15 protein-coding genes and 1 tRNA gene are annotated in these 22,958 nt (G+C 57.9%); 6 read left to right on the plus strand and 10 right to left on the minus strand.

The window, feature by feature from the left end; genetic code table 11:
* Positions 1 to 52: 52 nt before the first annotated feature.
* The gene (gene lysA / locus FB556_RS11350) at positions 53 to 1,465 is read right to left on the minus strand and encodes a diaminopimelate decarboxylase (protein ID WP_141867822.1); all 1,413 of its coding nucleotides are present in this window, start codon (positions 1,463 to 1,465) and stop codon (positions 53 to 55) included.
* Positions 1,465 to 3,135, minus strand: a complete 1,671-nt coding sequence (gene argS, locus FB556_RS11355; protein WP_141867824.1) for an arginine--tRNA ligase — start codon at positions 3,133 to 3,135, stop codon at positions 1,465 to 1,467. Before argS ends, lysA begins: the two co-directional genes overlap by 1 nt.
* 156 nt (positions 3,136 to 3,291) lie before the next feature.
* Between argS and FB556_RS11360 the strand changes: the two genes are divergently transcribed.
* The 4 genes from FB556_RS11360 (at position 3,292) to hrpA (ending at position 9,802) form a co-directional block, all read left to right on the plus strand.
* Positions 3,292 to 3,364 (plus strand) — tRNA-Arg (locus FB556_RS11360).
* Between the two features lie 314 nt (positions 3,365 to 3,678).
* Positions 3,679 to 4,128, plus strand: coding sequence for a helix-turn-helix domain-containing protein (locus FB556_RS11365; protein ID WP_141867826.1), 450 nt, complete (start codon positions 3,679 to 3,681; stop codon positions 4,126 to 4,128).
* A 95-nt stretch (positions 4,129 to 4,223) separates the two neighbouring features.
* Positions 4,224 to 5,609 carry an NAD-dependent succinate-semialdehyde dehydrogenase gene (locus tag FB556_RS11370; RefSeq protein WP_141867828.1) on the plus strand — a complete coding sequence of 462 codons (1,386 nt, stop codon included), beginning with the start codon at positions 4,224 to 4,226 and terminating at the stop codon, positions 5,607 to 5,609.
* A gap of 110 nt (positions 5,610 to 5,719) precedes the next feature.
* Positions 5,720 to 9,802, plus strand: a complete 4,083-nt coding sequence (gene hrpA / locus FB556_RS11375; protein WP_141867830.1) for an ATP-dependent RNA helicase HrpA — start codon at positions 5,720 to 5,722, stop codon at positions 9,800 to 9,802.
* Here the strand turns inward: hrpA and FB556_RS11380 are convergent.
* Both FB556_RS11380 and FB556_RS11385 read right to left on the minus strand, forming a co-directional pair.
* Complete coding sequence (locus FB556_RS11380; protein WP_141867832.1) at positions 9,799 to 10,227, minus strand: HIT family protein; 429 nt, start codon at positions 10,225 to 10,227, stop codon at positions 9,799 to 9,801. The genes hrpA and FB556_RS11380 overlap by 4 nt on opposite strands.
* 82 nt (positions 10,228 to 10,309) lie before the next feature.
* Positions 10,310 to 11,296 carry a sulfurtransferase gene (locus tag FB556_RS11385; RefSeq protein ID WP_141867834.1) on the minus strand — a complete coding sequence of 329 codons (987 nt, stop codon included), beginning with the start codon at positions 11,294 to 11,296 and terminating at the stop codon, positions 10,310 to 10,312.
* Positions 11,297 to 11,513: 217 nt separating this feature from the next.
* Between FB556_RS11385 and FB556_RS11390 the strand changes: the two genes are divergently transcribed.
* Complete coding sequence (locus FB556_RS11390; protein WP_141867836.1) at positions 11,514 to 11,933, plus strand: Fur family transcriptional regulator; 420 nt, start codon at positions 11,514 to 11,516, stop codon at positions 11,931 to 11,933.
* A gap of 14 nt (positions 11,934 to 11,947) precedes the next feature.
* Here FB556_RS11390 and FB556_RS11395 read toward each other — a convergent pair whose 3' ends face one another.
* The 6 genes from FB556_RS11395 to guaB1 form a co-directional block, all read right to left on the minus strand.
* Entirely contained in the window at positions 11,948 to 12,769 is an 822-nt protein-coding gene (locus tag FB556_RS11395; protein ID WP_141867838.1) for a metal ABC transporter ATP-binding protein, read from the minus strand.
* Complete coding sequence (locus tag FB556_RS11400; protein WP_246057438.1) at positions 12,766 to 13,638, minus strand: metal ABC transporter permease; 873 nt, start codon at positions 13,636 to 13,638, stop codon at positions 12,766 to 12,768. Before FB556_RS11400 ends, FB556_RS11395 begins: the two co-directional genes overlap by 4 nt.
* Positions 13,639 to 13,669: 31 nt before the next feature.
* A complete protein-coding gene (locus FB556_RS11405) occupies positions 13,670 to 14,641 on the minus strand; it encodes a metal ABC transporter substrate-binding protein (RefSeq protein ID WP_246057440.1) in 972 nt (323 codons plus the stop codon).
* Between the two features lie 110 nt (positions 14,642 to 14,751).
* Positions 14,752 to 15,846: a hemolysin family protein gene (locus tag FB556_RS11410; protein ID WP_141867840.1), complete on the minus strand. Its 1,095-nt coding sequence runs from the start codon at positions 15,844 to 15,846 to the stop codon at positions 14,752 to 14,754.
* Positions 15,843 to 17,183, minus strand: a complete 1,341-nt coding sequence (locus tag FB556_RS11415; RefSeq protein ID WP_141867841.1) for a hemolysin family protein — start codon at positions 17,181 to 17,183, stop codon at positions 15,843 to 15,845. Before FB556_RS11415 ends, FB556_RS11410 begins: the two co-directional genes overlap by 4 nt.
* 160 nt (positions 17,184 to 17,343) lie before the next feature.
* The gene (gene guaB1 / locus FB556_RS11420; RefSeq protein ID WP_141867843.1) at positions 17,344 to 18,801 is read right to left on the minus strand and encodes a GMP reductase; all 1,458 of its coding nucleotides are present in this window, start codon (positions 18,799 to 18,801) and stop codon (positions 17,344 to 17,346) included.
* Between the two features lie 329 nt (positions 18,802 to 19,130).
* Between guaB1 and FB556_RS11425 the strand changes: the two genes are divergently transcribed.
* Positions 19,131 to 22,889 carry a multifunctional oxoglutarate decarboxylase/oxoglutarate dehydrogenase thiamine pyrophosphate-binding subunit/dihydrolipoyllysine-residue succinyltransferase subunit gene (locus tag FB556_RS11425; protein ID WP_141867845.1) on the plus strand — a complete coding sequence of 1,253 codons (3,759 nt, stop codon included), beginning with the start codon at positions 19,131 to 19,133 and terminating at the stop codon, positions 22,887 to 22,889.
* Positions 22,890 to 22,958: the final 69 nt, after the last annotated feature.

Genomic DNA, 22,958 nt, shown 5'->3' on the forward strand with positions numbered 1-22,958 from the left:
GAATGTGGCTAGGGCACCGTGTCGTCATTGTAGTCCAGTCGGATCCGACGGCTTACAAATCGACCTCACGTGCAAAAAGATCATCATAGGTTTCGCGCCGGATAATCGTGCGAGCCTGACCGTCTTTGATGGCCACGATCGCAGGGCGCAGCAGCATGTTGTAATTCGAGCTCATCACATGTCCATACGCACCAGTCGCGGGGACGACGAGCAGGTCGCCGTGATCGGTATCTTCAGGCAGATAGACCGCATTGACCACAATGTCGCCAGATTCGCAGTGCTTGCCGACCACACGCGAGAACACTGGTCCTGATTCCGAGACCCGGTTGGCCAACACCGCGGTGTAATCGGCGTCGTAGAGCACCGGGCGAGGATTATCCGACATTCCGCCATCCACGGCCACATAGCGCCGCGAATAGTGCTGACCAGCGTGTTCAACCCACACGGTTTTGGTGGTTCCCACGGTATAGATCGTCAACCCGGCCGGCCCTGCAATCGACCGCCCGGGTTCAATGGAGATTCGGGGCCAGTCAATGCCCAACCGGTCAACTTCTTCGGCCATGTGTGCGGCCAGATTCTGGGCAATGACGGCGGGTGCGACCGGGGTGTCAGCCTCGGTGTAGGCGATGCCGTATCCTCCGCCAATATCGAGTTCGGCGATGTGAATATCTTCTGCTGCCAGCACGGCGATGAATTCCAGCATGCGCGTCGCGGTAGTTTCAAAACCGGTCGAGTCAAAGATCTGACTACCGATATGTGAGTGCAATCCCACCAGATTAATGTGCTCGGCGTCGGCTGCAAAGTGCACGGCCTGGTAGGCAACTGACGTGTCGGCACCGGGAGCCGGCGTCATCGTCAGGCCGAATTTCTGATCCTCGTGGGCTGTGGCGATGTGTTCGTGGGTTGAGGCATCAACCCCGGGGGTCAAACGCAGCATCACATTGGCGCGCTTATTCAAGTGGCCTGCCATGGCTTCCACGCGGTGCAACTCGGCCAGGGAATCCACCACGATGCGACCGATCTGCTGTTCAATGGCGGTGCGCAGCTCGTCGTCGGATTTATTATTGCCGTGCAGCCCGATGTGCGCCGGATCGGTGCCGGCACGCAGCGCGATGGCCATTTCGCCACCGGAAGCCGTGTCGATATGCAGGCCTTCTTCTTTGACCCATTTGGCGATTTGGACGGTCAGTAACGCTTTGGATGCGTAAAACACATCGACGCCGCCGCATAACGACTCGAAGGCTGCCTGAAAAGCCTCCACGTAGGCGCGTGCCCGATCACGAAAATCGTTTTCATCGATGACCCATAATGGGCTGCCGTATTCTTCGACGAGTTCGGTGACGCCGATGCCCTGGATCGAGACTTCGCCAGCTACACGGGCGACACCGGAGGAGAAGATCTGCTCGTCGAGGGCGGCAGTATCCTCAGGAAGGGTCAACCAGGCTGGGGCAAGCGGTGAGCGCATTACATTTTCTCCGGTGCTGAAACACCCAGCAGACCGAGCCCATTGGCCAGCACCTGGGTGGTGGCATCGTTGAGCCAGCGACGGGAATAGTTGACAGTTTCTGGTGCGGGTTTGGTGCCGTCCTGCGCAGGAGCGGGCACAATCCGACACGCGCCATACCACTGGTGGTAGGCCGCCGCGATGGATTCCAGATGACGAGCCACGCGGTGGGGTGCCCGACCTTTTGCTGCTGCCCCAACGACCGAGGGGAACTGTGCCAATTTGGACAACAGTTCTTCTTCGGCAGGATGATTCAGGCTCGCGGCGTCGAATTTTTCCACCTCGCGCACGATACCTTGAGCGTCGGCGGTCCGCGCCGCTGACCGTGACCGGGCATGTGCGTATTGCACGTAGAACACCGGGTTGTCATTGGTCTGAGAGCGCAGCAGGTCCGGATCGATTTCCATGGGGGAATCGTTCGGGTAGCGGGCCAGCGAGTAGCGCAGTGCATCGACACCTAACCAGTCGATGAGATCACGCAATTCGATGATGTTGCCGGCACGCTTGGACAGGCGTGCACCATTAACCGAGATGAGCTGACCGATGAGTACTTCAATGTTGTCATCCATGTCGTCGCCAGCACATGCGGCCAGCGCACGCAGCCGGTTGACGTAGCCGTGGTGGTCGGCACCCAGCAAATAAATTTTTTGTTCGAAACCGCGATCTTTTTTCGATAAATAGTATGCGGCATCACCGGCGAAATAGGTGGGTTTGCCGTCGGCTTTGATTAACACCCGATCTTTATCGTCGCCAAAGTCAGTGGTGCGCAACCAGAAAGCACCGTCTTGTTCATACGTGTGCCCCTGGGCTTTGAGCCGTTCAAGGGCTTGTTCCACTGCGCCGTCTTCGTGCAATTTGGATTCCGAGAACCAAACATCAAAATGGACCTCGAATTCATCGAGCGTGGCCCGAATGTCCTCGAGCTGAATTTGGTAGGCGCGCGTGCGCAGCTGGGGCAGGGCTTCGTCGTAAGTTTTGTCCTTGATGGTGGGATCTTCAGCCAGGATCGCGTCGGCGATTTCGTGGACGTACTGGCCGGGGTAGCCACCTTCGGGCACATCTTGGCCGTGCATGCGCGCCCAGACAGAGGCCGCAAATGTTTCCAGCTGCGCACCGTAGTCGTTGATGTAGTACTCATTGGTCACCGATGCGCCTGAAGCACGCAGCAGACGACTGATCGCATCTCCCAGTGCGGCCCAACGAGTGTGTCCGATGTGCAGTGGGCCGGTGGGGTTGGCGGAAACAAATTCCAGGTTCACCACGTCCCCGACGGCCTGGTCGTTGCGACCGTAGGCTTCGCCGGCTTCCACGATCGTGCGTGCCAATTCACCGGCGGCAGCGGCATCCAGCGTGATGTTAATAAATCCTGGGCCGGCAATCTCAACCGACGCCACGCCATCCAGCTCTTGAATCTTCGGCGCAACAATTTCTGCAAACTGGCGGGGGTTCATGCCGGCGCGTTTACCCAGCTGCATGGCGATATTGGTGGCCCAGTCACCGTGGTCGCGCGACTTTGGGCGTTCGACTCGCGGGGCTTCTGGAACCGCCTCGGCAGGGAGGTTAATATCCCCGGCATCGACGGCAGAACGCACAATGTGGGCAAGAGCAGCAGAGAGATTTTCAGGATTCACGTGTCCAAGTTTAGCTTTCGTCGCCTAGGTCGGCACCTTTAAGGCAAAGTTACATGCGCTACCGGATCCTGTGGGACCAAGTATTTCGTTGCGCGTGATTTTTGCGGTAGGGTATTCAAGGTCCACCGGAACTTTCCAGTATCGTTATGGATACCCGCCTCCGTAGCTCAGTGGATAGAGCGTCTGCCTCCGGAGCAGAAGGCCGTAGGTTCGATTCCTATCGGGGGCACAAACCTCACAGGTACCTTCGATGTCCTGTGGGGTTTTGTGTTCTGCAAAGCTCGTCTTCAACGACACTTGCCGCCAGATACCCCGAAAGGGCAATTGCAACCGGTTGCACCGTCGTTTCAACCAGGCAGGGTGACTCCGCTTACCCGACGTTGACCTGTCACTTCTTCCCTTGAACTGCACGACACGCCCCACGACGCCGGGCGATCAACAGAACATCGGTGAACCGTTGATTTTGTACCTGACATGCGGGTTTGGGGCGGATGAGATATTGTGACATGATAAACGGTTGCTGCATACTTGAAAAATCAACCGATGCAGAAGGCAGACTTTTTGGACGGCACAGACATGCGTAGGAAAATCCACCCTCGGGAAGGGCAGGAACAGCTCAACCCCAACGACGAACTTTCGGCCGGATTGGATATTATGCGTCGGCGCGAAGCTGCACACCTTCCACGTACCGACTTGGCCCAAAAAATCGGCATCTCCGAGCGAACATTATTTCGTTGGGAGATGGAAGGCACCACGATGAAGAACCGGGAACGGGCCATCGAAGCATTGGCATCCATGGTGTACACCCCGGGTGGTCGGCCCACTGCTTTGACGATGACGCGTAAAGAACTACGCCGCGCGACGTCGATGGATCTCGCCTCCGAGTTACAAGACCGGGCACGCATCATGGATAACTACACGCAATTAGTCGAAGACCTCAAACATCGACTCCGCCAAGATGGACTAGACCACTATATTCCACCGGGCCTATAAAACTGCCGCCTGCCTGCGTCATGGTCGTGAGTTCTTCGATCGGCTCGTTTAGATTAGTGATCGACCTTACTGTGCTGCACTAAGAAGGAATACTCATGACCACAACGTATCGAACACAAAACCCAGCCACCGGCGAACTGGTACAAGAATTTCCCTACGCCTCCGACGACGACATCCAACAAGCGTTAACCACAGCTGCCAATGCGTACCGCACGTGGTCGGACATGCCCATGGCACAGCGCGGACAGATTCTGCTCAAACTGGCTGACCTCTTCGAGGAGCGCGCCGAAGAACTCGCGGCTCAAGCCACCCTCGAGATGGGCAAGAACACTCGCGAAGCCATCGGTGAAGTCAAGTATTGTGCGCGCATTATTCGGTATTACGCGACCGAAGGCGAACGGCTTGCCGCCGACCAGGAGCTCAAAAACATTGACGGCCAGACCGCAATCCTGCGTCGTCGTCCGATCGGTACAATCCTGGGAATTATGCCGTGGAACTTCCCTTACTATCAGGTCATTCGGTTTGCTGCACCGAATCTAATGTTGGGCAATACCGTGATCCTCAAGCACGCTGAAATCTGTGCGGGTGCCGCGTTGAAGATTCAGGAACTGATGCACGAAGCAGGTGTCCTTGAGGGTGCCTACATCAATGTTTTTGCCACGCATGACCAAATTTCAACCATCATCGCAGATCCTCGGATCCAGGGTGTATCGCTGACCGGTTCCGAGCGTGCCGGGTCGGCTGTTGCAGAACAAGCTGGTCGGCACTTGAAAAAGGCCGTGCTGGAACTCGGTGGTTCGGACCCCTACATTGTCTTAGACTCGGCCGACGTTTCGACTTCTGCTCGTCGGGCGTTGTTCTCCCGGCTGAGTAACAGCGGGCAGACCTGTACCTCGAATAAGCGCATTATCGTCATGGACGACATTTATGACGAATTCGTGGCAGAACTGACCACATTGGCGGCCGAACTCACTCCAGGTAACCCGGCCGAGGCCAATCGCGGTGAATACGCTCCGCTATCTTCCGAGGCCGCTGCCGTGGGCCTGATGCAACAAATCGAGGATGCCCGCCGCGCCGGGGCGACCGTGCATGTTGGTGGTCAACGCCCTGACCTGCCCGGCTACTATGTCGCGCCCACGGTGTTGACCGACGTGCCCGAAACTGCCAGAGCATACTCCGAAGAGCTGTTCGGACCGGTCGTGATGATTTATCGGGTCAACACCGAAGACGAGGCAATCGAATTAGCCAACTCGTCGTCCTACGGCCTGGGTGGCGCCGTGTTCTCCACGGATGAAGCCCGAGCACAAGCCGTGGCAGACCGACTAGAAGTCGGCATGGTGCACATCAACGCCTTCAACGTCGGTGGCGAGGATCTGCCGTTCGGTGGAGTGAAACGCTCCGGGTTTGGCCGCGAACTGGGCCCCCTGGGCATGGATGAGTTCGTCAATAAACAGCTCATCACGATCAATACCCCGCGCTAATAAGCTTCCGTGCCCTCGGTTGGTGCTCACCACCCGAGGGCACGGGCTTTTGGCCCTGCGCGTCCCTGCTGCGCGCCACGGGGCGGACTACCGTAGAATCCTTTAGCATCATGTCCAATACTTCAGCGCGTCAGTTGTCTGCCATCACGTTCCCCGAAGAGCTGCCGGTTTCTCAGCACCGTGAACAGATCATGGCGCAGCTGGCCGACCACCAGGTGGTCATTGTCGCCGGTGAGACCGGTTCCGGTAAGACCACCCAGTTGCCGAAAATGTGTTTGGCCATGGGCTTGGCCGACCACGGGATGATCGGCCATACCCAGCCTCGCCGTATCGCGGCTCGCTCGGTTGCCGAACGGGTGGCAGACGAACTTGGCCAGAAGATCGGCTCGACCGTTGGCTATCAGGTGCGCTTCACCTCAGAGGTGTCAGAAGACACCCGGTTGAAGGTCATGACCGATGGCATTTTGCTGGCCGAAATTCAACATGACCCGACCCTGTCGAAGTACTCGGTCATCATTATTGACGAGGCCCATGAACGCAGCCTCAATATCGACTTTCTGTTGGGTTACCTCAAGCGACTGCTAGCCAAACGCGATGACCTGAAAGTCATTATCACCTCGGCCACGATCGACCCTGAATCCTTTGCAGAACACTTTGCAGATGCCACTGGTAAGCCCGCGCCCATTGTCGAAGTGTCGGGTCGAACCTACCCGGTAGAAATCCGCTATCGACCCCTGACGGAACAGGCCCTCCCCGATGATCCTGACGATGACGCCGATGATCTCGACGACGCCCGCGATCCCCTGGATGCGATCGCCGACGCCGTGGATGAACTCAGTCGCGAAGAACCCGGCGACATCCTGGTCTTCTTCCCCGGCGAGCGGGAAATCCGCGACGCCGCCGAAATCCTGGCCCCTCGGGTCGCTCGGAACCCGCGACTCGCCAACGCCGAGATCCTGCCGTTATTTGGCCGACTGTCGTTGCAGGACCAACAGCGGGTCTTCCGGCCCGGTAAGCACCGCCGCATCGTGCTGGCGACCAACGTGGCCGAGACCTCGCTGACCGTCCCCGGGATCAAATATGTTATTGATACCGGGACGGCTCGCATTTCTCGGTATTCGCAGCGCACCAAGGTCCAGCGCTTGCCCATCGAACGGATTTCACAGGCTTCCGCACAGCAGCGCTCCGGGCGTGCCGGCCGGACGAGTCCGGGCATTGCCATTCGGCTGTATTCCGAAGAGGATTTCGAGGCACGGCCCGAGTTTACCGACCCGGAAATCTTGCGCACCTCACTGGCGTCGGTCATCTTGCATATGGCCTCGATCAATATCATCGCCACCGCCGATGAACTCGAAGATTTCCCGTTCCTGCAGGCTCCCGAACATAAACAAATCACCGACGGTGTGACCCTGCTGACCGAACTCGGCGCGCTGAATACGGGTAACCCGGTCACAGTGCGCGGCCGCGGCGGGCGGCGGGTGACCCGCACGTTCAAGGCCGGTACCATCACTCCCCTGGGTCGGCGTCTGGCCCGGCTGCCGGTCGCACCACGGCTTGGCCGCATGATCCTGGCCTCGGAACAGTACGACGTCGTCCCGGAAGTACTCATATTAGCCGCCGGATTGACCATCCAGGACCCCCGCGAACGCCCCGAAGAACACCGAGCGGCGGCCGATGAACTCCACAAGCGCTTCACCGATGACACATCGGATTTTGCTGCCTTGTTGAATCTATGGAATTATCTCCACGAGCAACAACGCGAACTATCAGGTAACCAGTTCCGCAAGCTGTGTCGTAGGGAGTTCATCAACTACCTGCGAGTGCGCGAATGGCAGGACCTGGTGCGCCAACTGCGCCAGATCGCTCGAGAAGTTGGCATCACGACCGGTTCCCGAAGCATTGATGCCGTGGCCCACCACGACGGCGTCCACAAAGCATTATTGACCGGGCTGTTGTCCCACATTGGCTCCTGGGATGAGCGACGCAAACACTATCAAGGCGCTCGTGGTTCGCGGTTCGCGATCTTCCCGGGATCCGGGTTATTCAAAAAGCGTCATGATTTCGTGATGGCCGCTGAACTTGTCGAGACCTCCCGGCTGTGGGCCCGCCAGGTAGCCGCCGTTGAGCCTGAATGGATTGAAGAAGCCGCCGGATCGATCGCCAAGATTAACACCTCGGATCCCTACTGGTCACGTCGCAATGGCACCGCGATGGCCCGGCAACGCATCACCGTGTACGGAGTCACGATCGTAGCCGAGAGACCCGTACGCTACTACAACGTCCACCGTGCGGCAGCCCGAGAGCTGTTTATCCGTCATGCACTGATTGAAGGCGACTGGAACACTCGACATCACTTCTTCAAACGCAACCTGGAACGGTTGGCCGAAGTTGAAGAACTCGAAACCCGACTGCGCCGTCGGGATCTGTTGGTCTCCGAAGATGCACTCTTTGAATTCTATGACGCCCGAATTCCAGAACACGCGGTGTCACAACGGCACTTCGATGCATGGTGGCGTAAACAACGCCATGAAGATGCCGAACTCTTAGACTTTGATCCAGCCAAACTGTTAGCAGCGGATACCGAGGATCTCGACGTCGACCAGTTCCCCGACGTGTTTCTCCACCCGACCCCCACCGGGGACGTCGAATTACCACTGCACTATGAGTTCAAACCGGTGATCGCGCTGGGCGCGGATGCCTCCGGGACCGGTCAACCGCCAGGACCCCAGACCGACGGGGTGACCGTGACTATCCCTCTGGCGCTGTTGCACTCTATGGATCAGCAGCGCTTTGACTGGCTCATCCCCGGACTACGCACCGAGCTGATCACCGCGCTGATCCGTGGCCTACCCAAACCGATTCGCAAGCACCTGGTGCCCGCGCCGGATACCGCCCAGGCGGCAGCAGAGTATCTCGCGGCGCACGCAGATCCAGCCACCGATGACTTTTACACTGTATTGGCAACTTTCCTGCGACAGACCAAACATCAACCGGTTGATCGCAATGAGTGGGCACCGGACAAACTGCCACCTCACCTGCGGTTCAATTATCAGGTGGTCGACGAGCGCGGCGCTGTGGTGGGCACCTCAGATGACTTGCTGGCACTGCAACGGGACCTCGCCGGTCAGAACCAGACGGCACTGGCGGCGTCACTCACCGAGGCGGCCAAAGAACAGGGGGTACACCTACCGAAAGCCACCAAACGTGGTCGCGGGCCCGGGCGGCCGCAACCCAAATCCATTCGAGACCCAAAACGTCAGGATGCGCCCATACCACGACCGGGGCCAACACTGGAGCCCAAAACCGGGCTGACCTCATGGAATTTCGGGGACCTTCCAGCCACGGTGCAGACCTCAATATGGACCGGGACGGCGCACCAGCAGGTCACCGGCTATCCGGCCTTACAGGCTGAGGAGCACAAGTCGCCCTCGGCGGCTCTGGTCATACTGCGCACCGAGGGGGAACAGCAAGCCGTGCACCGCGGCGGGGTCATTGCACTGCTGCAGGCCGAACTGCCGAACCCGCAGCGCTATATCCTGGATCACCTGTCGGCGACAGAGAAACTGGCCTTTGCCCATTCGCCCTATCCCGACAGTGCCGCACTGGTCACGGACTGCACACGCACCGCGATTGACGCGCTGCTTCCTGAGGAGCTCCCGATGACCGAGTCTGCCTACCAGGTACTTAAACAACGGGTGCACGAAGAATTGATTGACACCACCTTCAAGGTCACCAAGGTGGTTGCAGACATCCTGAACCTGTCCCGGGACGTTGATCGGCGTATTCGGAAGATTCGTTCCCTCGCGCTGGCCGCAGCGGCTGCTGATCTGCGTGCCCAACACGACCAGTTGATCGGACCGAATTTTGTGTCCGCCACAGGGTGGGCACAGCTGCGCCACCTGCCACGCTATCTTCAGGCCATGCAGCTGCGGATGGAAAAACTCGACGCCGGTGGCGCCCTGCAACGCGACGGGTTAAACATGCAGGTGGTGCACGAGTTAGAACACGCCTACGGGGACCTGAAAGCTCAGGCCCCCGCTGGTGTACCCACACCGGCAGCAATCCAGGAGATCTTTTGGTTGCTTCAGGAATTCCGGGTGTCACTGTTTGCCCAAGAGCTGGGTACCGCGACCAGTGTGAGTGCAAAACGCCTACGCCAAGCCATGAAAGCTGCCGCGGTGCAACTGCGTTAGTCTGCAGGAACGAAGTCGCCGTGCCCGGCGTCCCGCAGTGCGGCACGCAATTGGGTTGCGGCCTGATCCATTTTGTTCTGGTCTGGGTCGCGCATGATCCGGCGCAAATCGAAATCAGCCAAGGACTCGGTTGGGAACACATGCAGGTGCACATGCGGGACCTCATAGCCGGCAATCATCATTCCGGCACGGGCCGCACCTAGGCCGGAGACCTGGGCTGCCCCAATACGCGAGGCCACGGTATAGAGGTGGGCGTTGAGGTCTTCGTCGATCTCCGTCCACATGTCGACCTCTTCGCGTGGAACGACCAAGGTGTGACCATAGGACAGCGGGTTAATATCCAAAAACGCCACGCACTGATCGTCTTGCCAAATGAAACGACCGGGCAGTTCGCCGTCGATAATCTTCGTAAAAATCGTCGCCATAAACTCTCCTGAGAACGAAATAGACTGTAGGTTGCGTCCTCAGTCTAATAACTCGGCGACCGAAAACTCAGGGGTGAAGCGCCTAGAGGTCTGCAGGCATCTGCCCGGGGGCTTGGCCGGTAGCCACCGGATGATCGCGTGACGATGACCACGCCGACCATGATCCGGGATACAACGCCCCATCAAAACCTGCCAGTGCTAGTCCTAGCACGGTTTTGGATGCGGTGACCCCGGAGCCACAGTAGGCGGTGACCGCCGAGCTCGGCTGCACCCCGTGGCGAGCAAAGTACTCGCGCAACTGGTCTGCCGGATAAAACTTGCCCGAGGCATCGGTCAGGTCCGCTCCGGGCGCCGATAACGCCGAGGGAATATGTCCGGCCACCGGGTCTATGGGTTCGCGTTCGCCCGTGTAGCGTTCCACGGCTCGGGCATCGAGCAGGATCCCGTCGTTCTGGACAAATGCCGGGATGTCTTCGGTATCCACCACCGGCATTTTGCCCCATGAAAGGTAGGCCGAACCGATGCGTGGCAGGACTTCACCGGCGTGTAAGGGCAGGTCGGCGTCGCGCCAGGCTTCTAAGCCGCCGTCCAGGACATAAACTTCGTGTTTGCCCGCGTAGCGCAGCAGCCACCACGCGCGAGCCGCGGCCGAGGAGGCCCCCGCGTCGTAGACCACGACGGTGTCGTCGTCATTGAGTCCGAGCATGCGCACGGCATCAGTAAATTTGGCCGGATCCGGTAGGGGGTGTCTCCCGACAGTTGGGGCGCCGTGGCCCGCCAGATGGCTCGTCATGGAAACATAGACCGCACCGGGCAGGTGGCCCTGGCGGTAGGATTCGTGATTTTGTGTCGGATCGGTTGCCGACCATCTGACATCCCAGATGACGAGTCTGCCGGGTTCGGGCACCGGCGTGGGGGCAACAAAACCTTCGGGCTGGGTGGGCAGTTGATCTGCCAACATTCTGGTGCGAACCTGAACGGTATGTTCATCAGGCAGGCTGTAGTCGGTACGGTCCAGGCCCATCCAGGCGGCCAGCACATCGACACTGACCAGTACAGGGTGATTCATTACTGAGTGCCTCCAACACAGTCGGCACGAAACGTTGCATAGGTTGATATGACACGTGGTGTGCCAGAGCGTTGCGGGATTTTCACATCCTCCACAATAGCCCGGCAAATGCTCAATTGCACGGTCAGCGCAGTAAAAAAACGAACTCTGCGGCAACTCAGGCTTCCTTGCTACACTGTAGCCCGAGTTCATCACGCGAGAAGGGGAACCCATCAGCATGTCGTCAGCTTCATCGCCTCGGCCCCGCACCCGCAACACCTGGCAGAAGCGGGCGATCGATGAGATTCTAGACCAGAGCCCTGACTTTTTATCGGCCCAACAGGTCCACCAGTCAGTAGCCGACTCGGGTCGAACGGTTTCGCTGGCCACCGTGTACCGGGTCCTGCAGTCCCAGGTTGAAGACGGCGTCGTCGATATTCTTGCCTTGGACGATGGTCAAACCTTGTTTCGCAAATGTGCCTCCACTGGTCATCACCATCATTTAGTGTGTCGCAGCTGTCGGGCGACCGAAGAAATTGAGGCCCCAAAGATCGAACAGTGGGCCGATCATGTGGGCGAGGATTTCGGCTACACCGATATCAATCACACACTGGAAATTTACGGGCTGTGCCCGCAGTGTGCCAAAAACGCCTCGTAACGGGCGCGTTAGAGTTAGCTCGTGCGGCGTCCGTAGGTATGTTCTTCGGCCTCAAGTGCATCGCCCTCGGCTGTGCACTCAGGGAGCTCTACCACGGTGGTGCCATTGACCTCGGCCGGTTCATGTAAGCTGCCCAGGCCGTAGGCTCGCTCAAGGTTGTCACGCGTCAGGACCTCTGCCGGTGACCCGGTGGCGATCACTTGGCCATCCATGAGGATCACGTGATCGGCTGCAGCGGCTTCATCGAGATCGTGGGTGGTCAAAATGACCGAGTGGCCGTGTTCTTCAACTTCGGCGTGAATAACGTCGTCGATGATGCGCATCGACGTCAGATCCAGCCCGGTCATTGGTTCATCAAGCACCAGGATCTCGTGCCCCTGGGCGATGCCTTGAGCTACATAGACACGTTGGCGCTGGCCGCCGGACAGTTCTTCGAGATGCCGGTTTTTCAGATCGCCAATATTCATCACGTTCATCGCATAGTTGATGGCCGACCGGTCTTGGGAGCGGAACATCCCAAACCAGCCGCGCTGCGCGTAGCGTCCCATGGAGACCACGTCTTTGACGGTAATGGGGGTGCCGGTGGGAAACACCACAGATTGCATGACAAACGAGATGTCTTGTTTGACCTCTTTGACCGGTTTGCCCATGACGCGAATTTCGCCGGCGCTGGGCGACAGGATGCCGGCGATGGCCTGTAGCAAGGTAGTTTTCCCCGAACCATTGGGACCGATCACGGCGGTAATTTTGCCTTGCGGAATGGTGAAACTCGATGCCGAAACGGCTCGATGGGAGCCACGATACAAGACGATGTCGTCGGCTTCTACGAGAGTCATGAGGCTCCTTGAATGGCTGGGGTCGCACCACGGCGACGACGGTGAATCGCACCACTAACTTCTCTGATCAGCAGCACCACGAAGAATCCCACGATCGCGACCAGGGCCATGGAGGCGCCCGCGGCAGTTCCCAGATGGTAACTGAACATCAATCCAACAGTAACAGACACCACTCCGATGATAAGCGATGCCAAGATCATTCTGGGCACCGTACGGGTCACCAGGGCGGCTGTTGCCGCCGGACCGATTAGCAGCCCGAGGACCAATAAGGTCCCAACGGCTTGGAAGGATCCAATCACTGCCGCAGCGATCATCATCAGCAACAACCAGTGCGTCAGCTGTGGGCGCATTCCCAGTGCTTCGGCCTTATCCGGAGAAAACGACAGCACCATCAACGGCCGGTATAACAACAACGACAGCGCCCCCACGCCAATCACGAACAGCAGCTGCATCTGGATGTCAGTCCAGCTGACGCCCAACGCGTCACCAAATAAAATAGCGGTCAACGAGCCCTGGAAGCTATCGGCGCGCGAGATCAGCACGACGCCCAGCGCCATCATGCCGACAAACAACAAGCCGATCGCGGTGTCTTCTTTCAGACTGGTTGTGCGGTAGACCAGCTCCATCAAGCTCACCATGACCAGGGCGGCTAAGGCGGCCCCCAGATAGGGTGAGAACCCAAAGAGCACAGCGGCGGCGATCCCGGGGACGACACCGTGGACGAAGGCATCACCGAAAAAGCTCATCCCGCGCAGCACTAACCAGACACCGACAAAACTGGACATCAGAGCGGCCAAAAGTCCCCCGAGCAGGGCTCGAATCTGAAATCCAGCCTGGAATGGTTCAACCATCCAGTTCAGTAGCTCCACTACTTGGGATCCTTTCTATATGTCAGCATTGTTAGTTCAGAGCTTCGGCGAGAGCTTCGGCGTTATACAGCATCGCTTGCTGATAGGTTTCGGCTTCGGAGCCGGACTCGCCGACGGCCGATTCATAGAGTTCCACAACCGGGATGGTGCCATCGGCTTCTTCCGATAGTGCCTGAATCATGCGGTTATTGTTGGCCTTCGATGTCACCAGCACATCGGCAGCTTGCTGCTTGAGTAACTCGGTGAGCTGGGTGAGTTCCTGCGATGACGGCTCGCCGTCGGTGGAGCCACCAGGAATAACCACACCTTCAATCTGCAGACGGTAGCGGTCGGCAAAATATCCGTAGGCCGCGTGGTCGGTCACCAGGCGTGCGGATTCCACCGATGCTAGTATCTCTTGGATTTGTGCGTCGACATTGCGCAGCTCTTCGGCGACGTCCGCCCCGCACGAGGTGTAGTTTTCATCGCCTGTCATCGTCGTGATCTTCTCACCGATCAGCTCTGCGCCATCGGCCATCCGAGAAACATCCATCCAGATATGTGGATCGTGCGCGCCGTGGTGGTGCTCGTCTTCGCCGTGAGCCGCTGCTGCATGGTCGTGGCCCTCATCTTCTAGGGGTAGAGGTTCCAGTTGCGGGGCCAGTTCAAATACTTCGGCTCCGTCGGTGACGGCATTTTCGATAGAGCGCTGCATTGAGGCTTCCAGACCCAAACCGTTAGTGACCACCAGATCGGCTGCGATCATGTCGGCCATCTGAGCGCTGGAGGCTTCAAACTGATGCGGGTCATCTGCGGCGCTCATTAAGATCTCTGTGTGACCGCCAGCGCATTCGGTGATTTGGTTGGCGATCGATCCGACCTGGGTGGTGGTCGCAACGATTGTGGCGGTAGCGTCGGCCGCGGCCCCGTCCTCGCCGATATCCGAGGTGCAAGCCGATAGCGGCAACCCGAACATGGCAAGTGTTGCGACAACCGTCAGCGTGCGCTTACGGGGCTGGTGCATCAAAGATCCTTCACGAAATATGGGACGAGGCAACGCCGAGTTTCCGACGTCCACCAACAGACACTAATGCAAGTCATTCGCATTAGCAATTACTTGGTGAGACCCGCCGCCTAGAGACTGGGCTCTCCCCCGGCCCTGCCCATCTGTTGTCGGATCGTCACCCGCTGCGACTGGGTAATGTCGCGAATCTCGCCGACCAAGACTTCGATGACGTCTTCCAAGAACAGCACGCCGACCGTGGTGCCTTCGGCGTCTTGCACCCGCGCCATGTGGACTCCAATGCGCTGCATGACCGTCAGAGCGTCGTCGATGTGCTTCTCTACGGTGATGTTGACCATCGAGCGCACACGATTAACCGGGATCGGTGCCGTATACCGCTCATCTGGGATCGACATCAAGTCCTTGATGTGCAGGTATCCGATAACCGTGTTGTCGGAGGCATCTTCGACAACGAGTCGAGACAACCCGGTTTTTCGGACGGCCTGATCGAAGTCTTCTGGGGTGGCGGTCGAGTCGATCGAAATGATCTGATCGATCGGGACCATCACGTCTTGGGCTGGAACATCCGAGAAACTCAACGCGCCGGATAACAGCCCGGTTTGGTCATCGACGAGACCGGTGCGTTGCGATTCAGCCACGATCGACTGCACCTCTTCGAGGGTATAGGTCGAGGTTACCTCTTGTTTTGGTTCGACCTTGAACAGGTGCAGGATGATATTTGCCGACCAGTTCAGGATACGAATAACCGGCTTGAAAACTTTATCTAGAAATACCAGCGGAGGCGCCAAGATCAACACCGCGCGATCGGCGATACTGACCGCGGCATTCTTTGGGACCATCTCACCGAAGGTAACGTGCAAGAACGTCACGATGAACAGCGCCAAAATGAAGGCTATGGTGCCAGCAAATCCGGGGTCGACCCCGAGCGCTTGCAGTGGGACGGCAAAAATATAGGCGATCGCAGGTTCAGCCACATTCAGGATCAACAGCGAACATACGGTAATCCCGAGCTGACAGATGGCCAGAATATCGGTCACGTGTTCCATCGCAAACAGCGCATATTTGGCAAGTTTGGAGCCGTCTTCGACTCGAGGTTCGATCTGAGCCCGTCGTGCGCCCATGACTGCAAACTCACCGGCGACGAAGAAGGCATTACCAGCCAGCAGAACGATCAGCCACAACAGGCCGGGGATATGCTCGCTCATGCATCCTCCTTCGGTAAACGAACCGCTTGGTCAAGGTCGAAGTCTTCTGGCATGTATTTCACACGTTCAATGCGGTGTCCATCGATCCGCCGAACTTCCAGCGACCCGTTATCCAAATCGACGGTATCGCCGACATCTGCGACTCGCCCAAGCTCGGCCATGATAAACCCGCCGACCGTTTCATACGCTTCGTCTTCTTCGATGATCAGTCCGGGGATATAGGTCATGACCTCATCGGGGCGAAGCCGGGCTGGGAAGAACCAGCCGCCGTCGGCACTTTGCAAAACACCGGGGCTAAGACGATCGTGTTCGTCGGCAACTTCGCCAACAATCTCTTCGACAAGATCTTCCAGCGTCACCACACCGGCGGTACCACCGTATTCATCGACGACGACGGCCATCTGAAACGGGGCTTCGCGGAGATCGGTGATGAGCGTATCCAGATTCACGGCCTCGGGTACTCGGGTAATGTCGCTGGTAATCGTGGCGGCTGACAGGTGGGCGCGCCTGGACCTTGGGACGGCGATCGCTTTCTTAATGTGGAGCACGCCGCGGATTTCATCGGCGTGGCCTTCGGTGACTGGGAAGCGAGAGTAGCCGGTGGAGCGTGCCACGGCTAGAACTTCATCAAGGCTTTGGTTGGCTTCGACCGTTGCCATATCCATGCGTGGCGTCATCACGTCGGCTGCGGTGCGTTCACTAAATTTTAGTGTTCGATCAACGAATGCGGCGGTTTTGACGTCCAGGGTGCCCATCTCGGCGGAGCGACGAACCAACGACGAAAGCTCCTCTGGGGTGCGCGCACCGGACAGCTCCTCTTGCGCGGCCATCCCAAACAGGCCCAGGATCCAGTTGGAGAAGTTATTTAATCCCGCGATGATCGGCCGGAAAATCGCAGTGAAGATCAGCTGTGGTCGGGCCAGCACGCGGGCTACTGGCATGGCTGTAGCTAATGACAGGTTCTTTGGCACCAGCTCACCGATGAGCATCGATAGGCCCGTGCCGATAATCATGGCCAGAGTCAACGAAACCGAGTACGTTAGGGCGGCATTATCTCCGAAGATGGCTTCAAGCGGGACCGTGAAGAGGACGCCCAGTGAGGGTTCCAAAAAGAAGCCCGTGAGCAGCGCGGTCAAGGTAATGCCTAACTGGCACGATGACAGTTGAGTGGACAGCGATTTCAAGGCCTTCAGCACCGGTTCGGCACCCTTGTCGCCGTCGTCGACCATGCGTTGGACCGTTGGCACATCCAGCGAAATCAGCGAGAATTCCACCGCGACGAAGAAGCCGTTACCGAGAATCAGCAACATGCTCACGCCGAAGAGCAACCATTCCACTAACACCAGGGATCACCGCCCCGGGACATCTCATGTTGTTGGCTTAGCAGCCAACTCGGAGGCTCCATTTCGTTCGCCGGAGCGTGGCGAATTGTTCTGTGATCTGTGCGTCGGGCACGTCTGTCATCGTCCATGATGCACCTATTATAAGGCCTGGTGATTACCAGGACTTGGCAACCGGCCGTCCTTCCTCATATCCTGCGGCGGATTGGATCCCCACGACGGCGCGTTCATGGAATTGCGCAAGGTTTCGCGCCCCTGCATAGGTCATGGACGACCGCACTCCGGCAGTAATATCATCCAGCAGGTCCTCCACCGACGGGCGTGCGGGGTCGACATACATCTTGGAACCGGAAACACCTTCTTCAAAGAAGGCCTTGCGAGCGCGCTCAAACGCATCATCTTGGCGGGTTCGGGCTGACACTGCTCGGGCCGAGGCCATACCGAAGTTCTCTTTGTATTTGCGGCCCTCCCGATCCACGAACATATCTCCGGGAGACTCCATAGTGCCTGCAAACCAGGAACCAATCATGACCTGAGACGCGCCTGCCGCCAGGGCTAATGCCACATCGCGCGGGTACTTAATACCGCCGTCTGCCCAAATGTGCTTCCCGTGAGATGCGGCCGCTTGTGCACAATCGTAGACGGCCGAGAACTGTGGTCTTCCCACGGCAGTCATCATGCGGGTAGTACACATGGCGCCGGGACCTACACCGACCTTTACGATATCGGCACCGGCCTCGATCAAATCGTGTGTCCCTTCAGCCGACACGACATTACCTGCCACCACCGGAACCGGCAGATCACGCAAGCTGCGCAAGGCAGACAGCATCTTTTCTTGGTGTCCGTGGGCGGTGTCGAGCACGATGACGTCAATCCCCCTGGCAACCAGTGCTTCGGCGTGCTCGGCGACGTCTGCATTGACCCCCACTGCTGCACCGACGAGCAGGCGATCGTGAGCATCGACGGCCGGGATGAAGATCGTTGAGCGCAGCACCCCGTTGAGCGTGAGCACCCCGACCAGCCGCGTGCCGTCGACCACGGGTGCGTAGTTGACCTGAGCGTCGTGCATTTTCATATAGAGATCGCGCAGTGCTTTGGCACGCGCCTCGGCAGGCAGACCCTTCAGGTCAGAAGCGGAGACCGTGTACAGCGGTTCGCGCAGCAATGATTGCACCGAGGCGAATTGATCAATGCTTTCGGTATCCGCGTTGTGCACGATGCCCAACAATGCCTGGTTCGCATCGACCACGCAGACTGCCGGATGGTTGCGTTTTTCAGCAAGGTGGCGGACATCCAAGACGCGGTCGTCAAGCCCCACGTATAACGGTGTTTCAAAAAGGGTGTCGCGAGATTTGATCCAGTCGATGGATTCTTGGATGAGATGCAATGGGGTGTCTTGCGGGAAGATCCCCAGCCCGCCGCGTCGAGCGATGGTCTCTACCATGCGTCGACCTGTCACGCCACTCATATTTGATGCCACAACCGGAATCGTGGTTCCAGTGCCATCGGTGGCGGAGATATCAACATTCATTCTCGAGCCGACCTCAGAACAGGATGGCACTAGAAAAACATCAGAATAGGTAAGGTCCGTAGAAACAGGGTTAAGAAAACGCATAAAACCATCATGACAGTTTTTTGCTCCAGTGGCAGCGGTTGCGATTCTGCACTACACTGCAATAGTGCTGCACATCACGATTTCTGCGGGACATTTTGCGTGCAGCCGATCTGTGAGCAATCCGACGTATTCTGTGGCAATTTAGACATGAAAGTCACTATGATAGATCCAGCTGCCGTTGATGGCTGGCCTGAGTGAGTCCAGCTTCACTCAAGCCAAGTACCGGGACACCATGAACGGCCCCGACGGCGAGTTTCGTCGGCCCGGCGGTTAGAGATCTCGCCACGTGTACGCACAAAAAACAAGAAATTACGGAAGAGGCCTTCACCGTGCCAGAACTTACGTCCGCCCAGCTCTCCGAGGAATTTCCCGGCAATGAATGGCTTGTTGCGGATATCTACGAAAAGTACAAGGCGGATAAGTCTTCTGTGGATGAGAAATGGGCTGAGATTTTCGCCCGTTTAGAAACTGCCAGTCGCTCTGACTCCCTCCAGAGCACAGCACATTCACAGACCGCAGCACCTGCTCAAGCAGCACAAAAACAAGCTGCTAAACCTGCAGCCGATGCCCCAAAGACGGCAACGAAAACTGCGACTAAAGCAGCCGCGGCGAATGGGACCAAACCACCACAACCAAAAGTTCGGCGCGCCGAAGCAGCCCCCCAAGCCATCACCTCTGAGCCATCCATTGCAGCGCGCGAAGAGCGCGCAAAAGAAGATGGTGAGAAAGTCAAAGAGGACGAATGGATTCGTCTTCGCGGTATGCCACAGGCTATCGCCAACAACATGGATGCGTCACTGTCCATGCCAACCGCCACCACCGTGCGCGATATGCCAGTCAAGGCCCTGGTAGACAACCGAACGATCATCAATAACCACCTGCAACGTACCCGCGGTGGTCGCGTCTCCTTTACCCACCTCATCGGGTACGCAGTCATTCGAGCGCTGGTCAAGCACCCCGAAATGAACGCGATCTACCGCGAACAAGACGGCAAGAAATTCAAGGTCAACCCGGCGCACATCAACTTCGGTTTGGCCATTGACTTGCCAAGTGACAAAGGTGAACGCGCCCTCGTCCAGCCATCCATCAAAGCCGTTGAAGATATGAGCTTCCGTGAGTTCTGGGAAGCCTACGACGCTCTCGTCAAGCGTGCACTAAACAATAAACTGACCATGGAAGACCACTCCGGCACCACCGTGTCGCTAACCAACCCCGGTGGTATTGGGACCGTGCACTCGGTCCCTCGCCTGTCCGAAGGTCAAGCGGCCATCATTGGTGTCGGCGCGCTCACGTATCCGGCGGAATTTGAAGGTACCTCACAAAAGGTGCTGTCTGACCTTGCCGTCTCGAAAACCATGACCGTCACCTCGACGTACGACCACCGTGTCATCCAGGGTGCTGGCTCCGGCGAATTCTTACGCACCGTGCACAACCTGTTGCTGGGCGAAGAAAACTTCTATGACGACATCTTCGTCAATCTGCGTATTCCACACGTGCCTGTCCGCTGGGCACCGGATGTACAGGTCGACCCTGAAGACGAGGTTGGCAAAGCCGCCCGCATTCAGCAGCTGATCCACTCGTACCGTGTCCGTGGCCACCTGATCGCTGACACCGATCCGCTGGAATACCGCATGCGCACCCACCCAGACCTGGATCTCGACTCCCACGGGTTAACCCTGTGGGACTTAGACCGCGTCTGGCCCACCGGTGGCATCGGCGGCAAATCGCACATGCTGCTGCGTGATCTGCTCGGGGTGCTGCGTGATGCTTATACCCGAAATTCGGGTTATGAGTACATGCACATTGATGACCCCGAACAACGCGCCTGGTTCCAGGACAAACTGGAACACCCATTCGTCAAACCCACCCGTGAAGAACAACTGCGCATCCTGGGACGGTTGAACGCTGCCGAAGCATTCGAAACCTTCCTGCAGACCAAGTTCGTCGGGCAGAAGCGTTTCTCGCTTGAAGGTTCGGAATCACTGATTCCACTGCTGGATGCGGTCCTGTCAGGTGCCGCAGACGATGGTCTGGATGAAGTCGCCATTGGTATGGCGCACCGTGGTCGCCTCAACGTGTTGACGAACATCGCGGGGAAGACCTTCACCCAGGTCTTCCGGGAATTCGTTGGCGATGTCGATTCGACAGTTGCCCAGGGCTCCGGCGACGTAAAATACCACCTGGGTACCGAGGGGACGTTCAAGTCCTATAACGGCAACACCACCACCGTGTCAGTTGCTGCAAACCCATCGCACCTGGAAGCCGTCAACCCGGTGCTCGAAGGCATCGTGCGTGCTAAACAGGACCGGTATGACCACGGCGCGAAATCGCCGAAGTCGTTCTCGGTGCTGCCCATCCAGATTCACGGTGACGCCGCCTTTGCAGGCCAAGGCGTGGTCTTTGAGACCATGCAAATGTCCCAGCTACGCGGCTACCGCACCGGTGGAACCGTCCACGTCGTGATCAACAACCAGGTTGGGTTCACTACCCCACCATCGCAGTCACGTTCTTCGACTTACGCCACCGACGTCGCACGTGCCATTCAGGCTCCGGTCTTCCACGTCAATGGAGATGACCCAGAAGCCGTAGTTCACGCAGCGCAGATGGCATTCGAATACCGTCAGCGCTTCCACCGTGACGTCGTGTTAGATCTGATCACCTACCGTCGTCGTGGTCACAACGAAGGTGACGACCCATCGATGACCCAGCCAGGTATGTACAACCTGATCGCCAACAAGACCTCTACCCGTCGTCTCTATGTTGATGCGCTGGTTGGTCGTGGTGATATCACCCAGGAAGAAGCCGATCAGGCAGCAGCCGACTACAAGAATCGCCTGGAGTCTGCCTTTGCAGAAATTGGTGAAGCCGAGACTTCACCAATCCCTGTTCTCGGGTCGGCCCACGGCATCGAGGACACTTCCAAGACCTACACGCCGGAAACCACAGCGATTTCTGAAGACGTCTTGCGCCGCATCGGCGAAGTCCACACGGAAATCCCCGAGGGCTTCAACGTCCACCCGAAATTGGTCACTTTGCTAGAACGCCGCAATAAGATGGCCATCGATGGCAACATCGACTGGGGCTTTGCTGAGTTGGCAGCCTTTGGGTCATTGATGATGGAAGGTGTCCCAGTTCGACTGGCCGGTCAGGATTCCCGCCGCGGTACCTTCGTGCAGCGTCACGCAGTCTTCTACGATCGCGAGACCAACGACGAATGGACACCCCTGTCTTCGCTGTCCCATAACCAGGGCAAATTCTGGGTGTACAACTCCTTACTCAGTGAATACGCAGCCCTAGGCTTCGAATATGGTTACTCGGTTGAGCGCCCAGAGGCACTTGTGCTGTGGGAAGCCCAGTTCGGTGACTTCGTCAATGGTGCCCAGATCGTCATTGATGAGTTCATCTCGTCGTCCCAGCAAAAGTGGAACCAGCACTCTTCGATCGTGTTGCTGCTACCGCACGGTTACGAAGGCCAAGGGCCTGACCACTCATCGGCACGTATTGAGCGGTTCCTGCAGCTCTCGGCCGAGAACAACATGCGCGTGGTCCAACCCTCCAACGGTGCGAACCACTTCCACCTGCTGCGCGAACACGCTTACAGGACTCCTCGTCGACCAATGATCGTATTCAGTCCGAAACAGTTGCTCCGTTTGCGCGCTGCTGCTTCGCAGGTCGAAGACTTCACCAAGGGTCGTTTCATGCCAGTCATCCCAGATGAGACTGCATCGAAATCGGCGAAACAGGTCCTGCTGGTTTCCGGACGCCTGTACTATGACCTTGTGCAACGTCGCAAGGCGCTTGACATGGAGTCCGACGTCGCAATCGTGCGTGTCGAACAGCTCTACCCGCTGCCGACCGAAGAGATTCAGGCCGAGCTCAACAAATATGACAACGCTAAGGTCAGCTGGGTTCAAGACGAACCAGCAAACCAAGGCCCATGGCCATTCATGTTGCAGAACCTCCTGCCTGAATTAGACCGCGACGTCACGCTCATCAGCCGTCCAGCAGCAGCTTCTCCATCGGTAGGTAATAAGCCACGCCACGATGAAGAACACGACACCCTGCTCCAGGATGTCTTCGGCTCATAGTCGACTACACCAGCAGTAGTCCAACCTGTTGCGGTCCAAGTTTTTGGGCCGCAACAGGCATTTAACCAC

Origin of the sequence: Enteractinococcus coprophilus (genome assembly GCF_006716305.1) — a bacterium.
In the GTDB taxonomy this organism is placed as follows: domain Bacteria; phylum Actinomycetota; class Actinomycetes; order Actinomycetales; family Micrococcaceae; genus Yaniella; species Yaniella coprophila.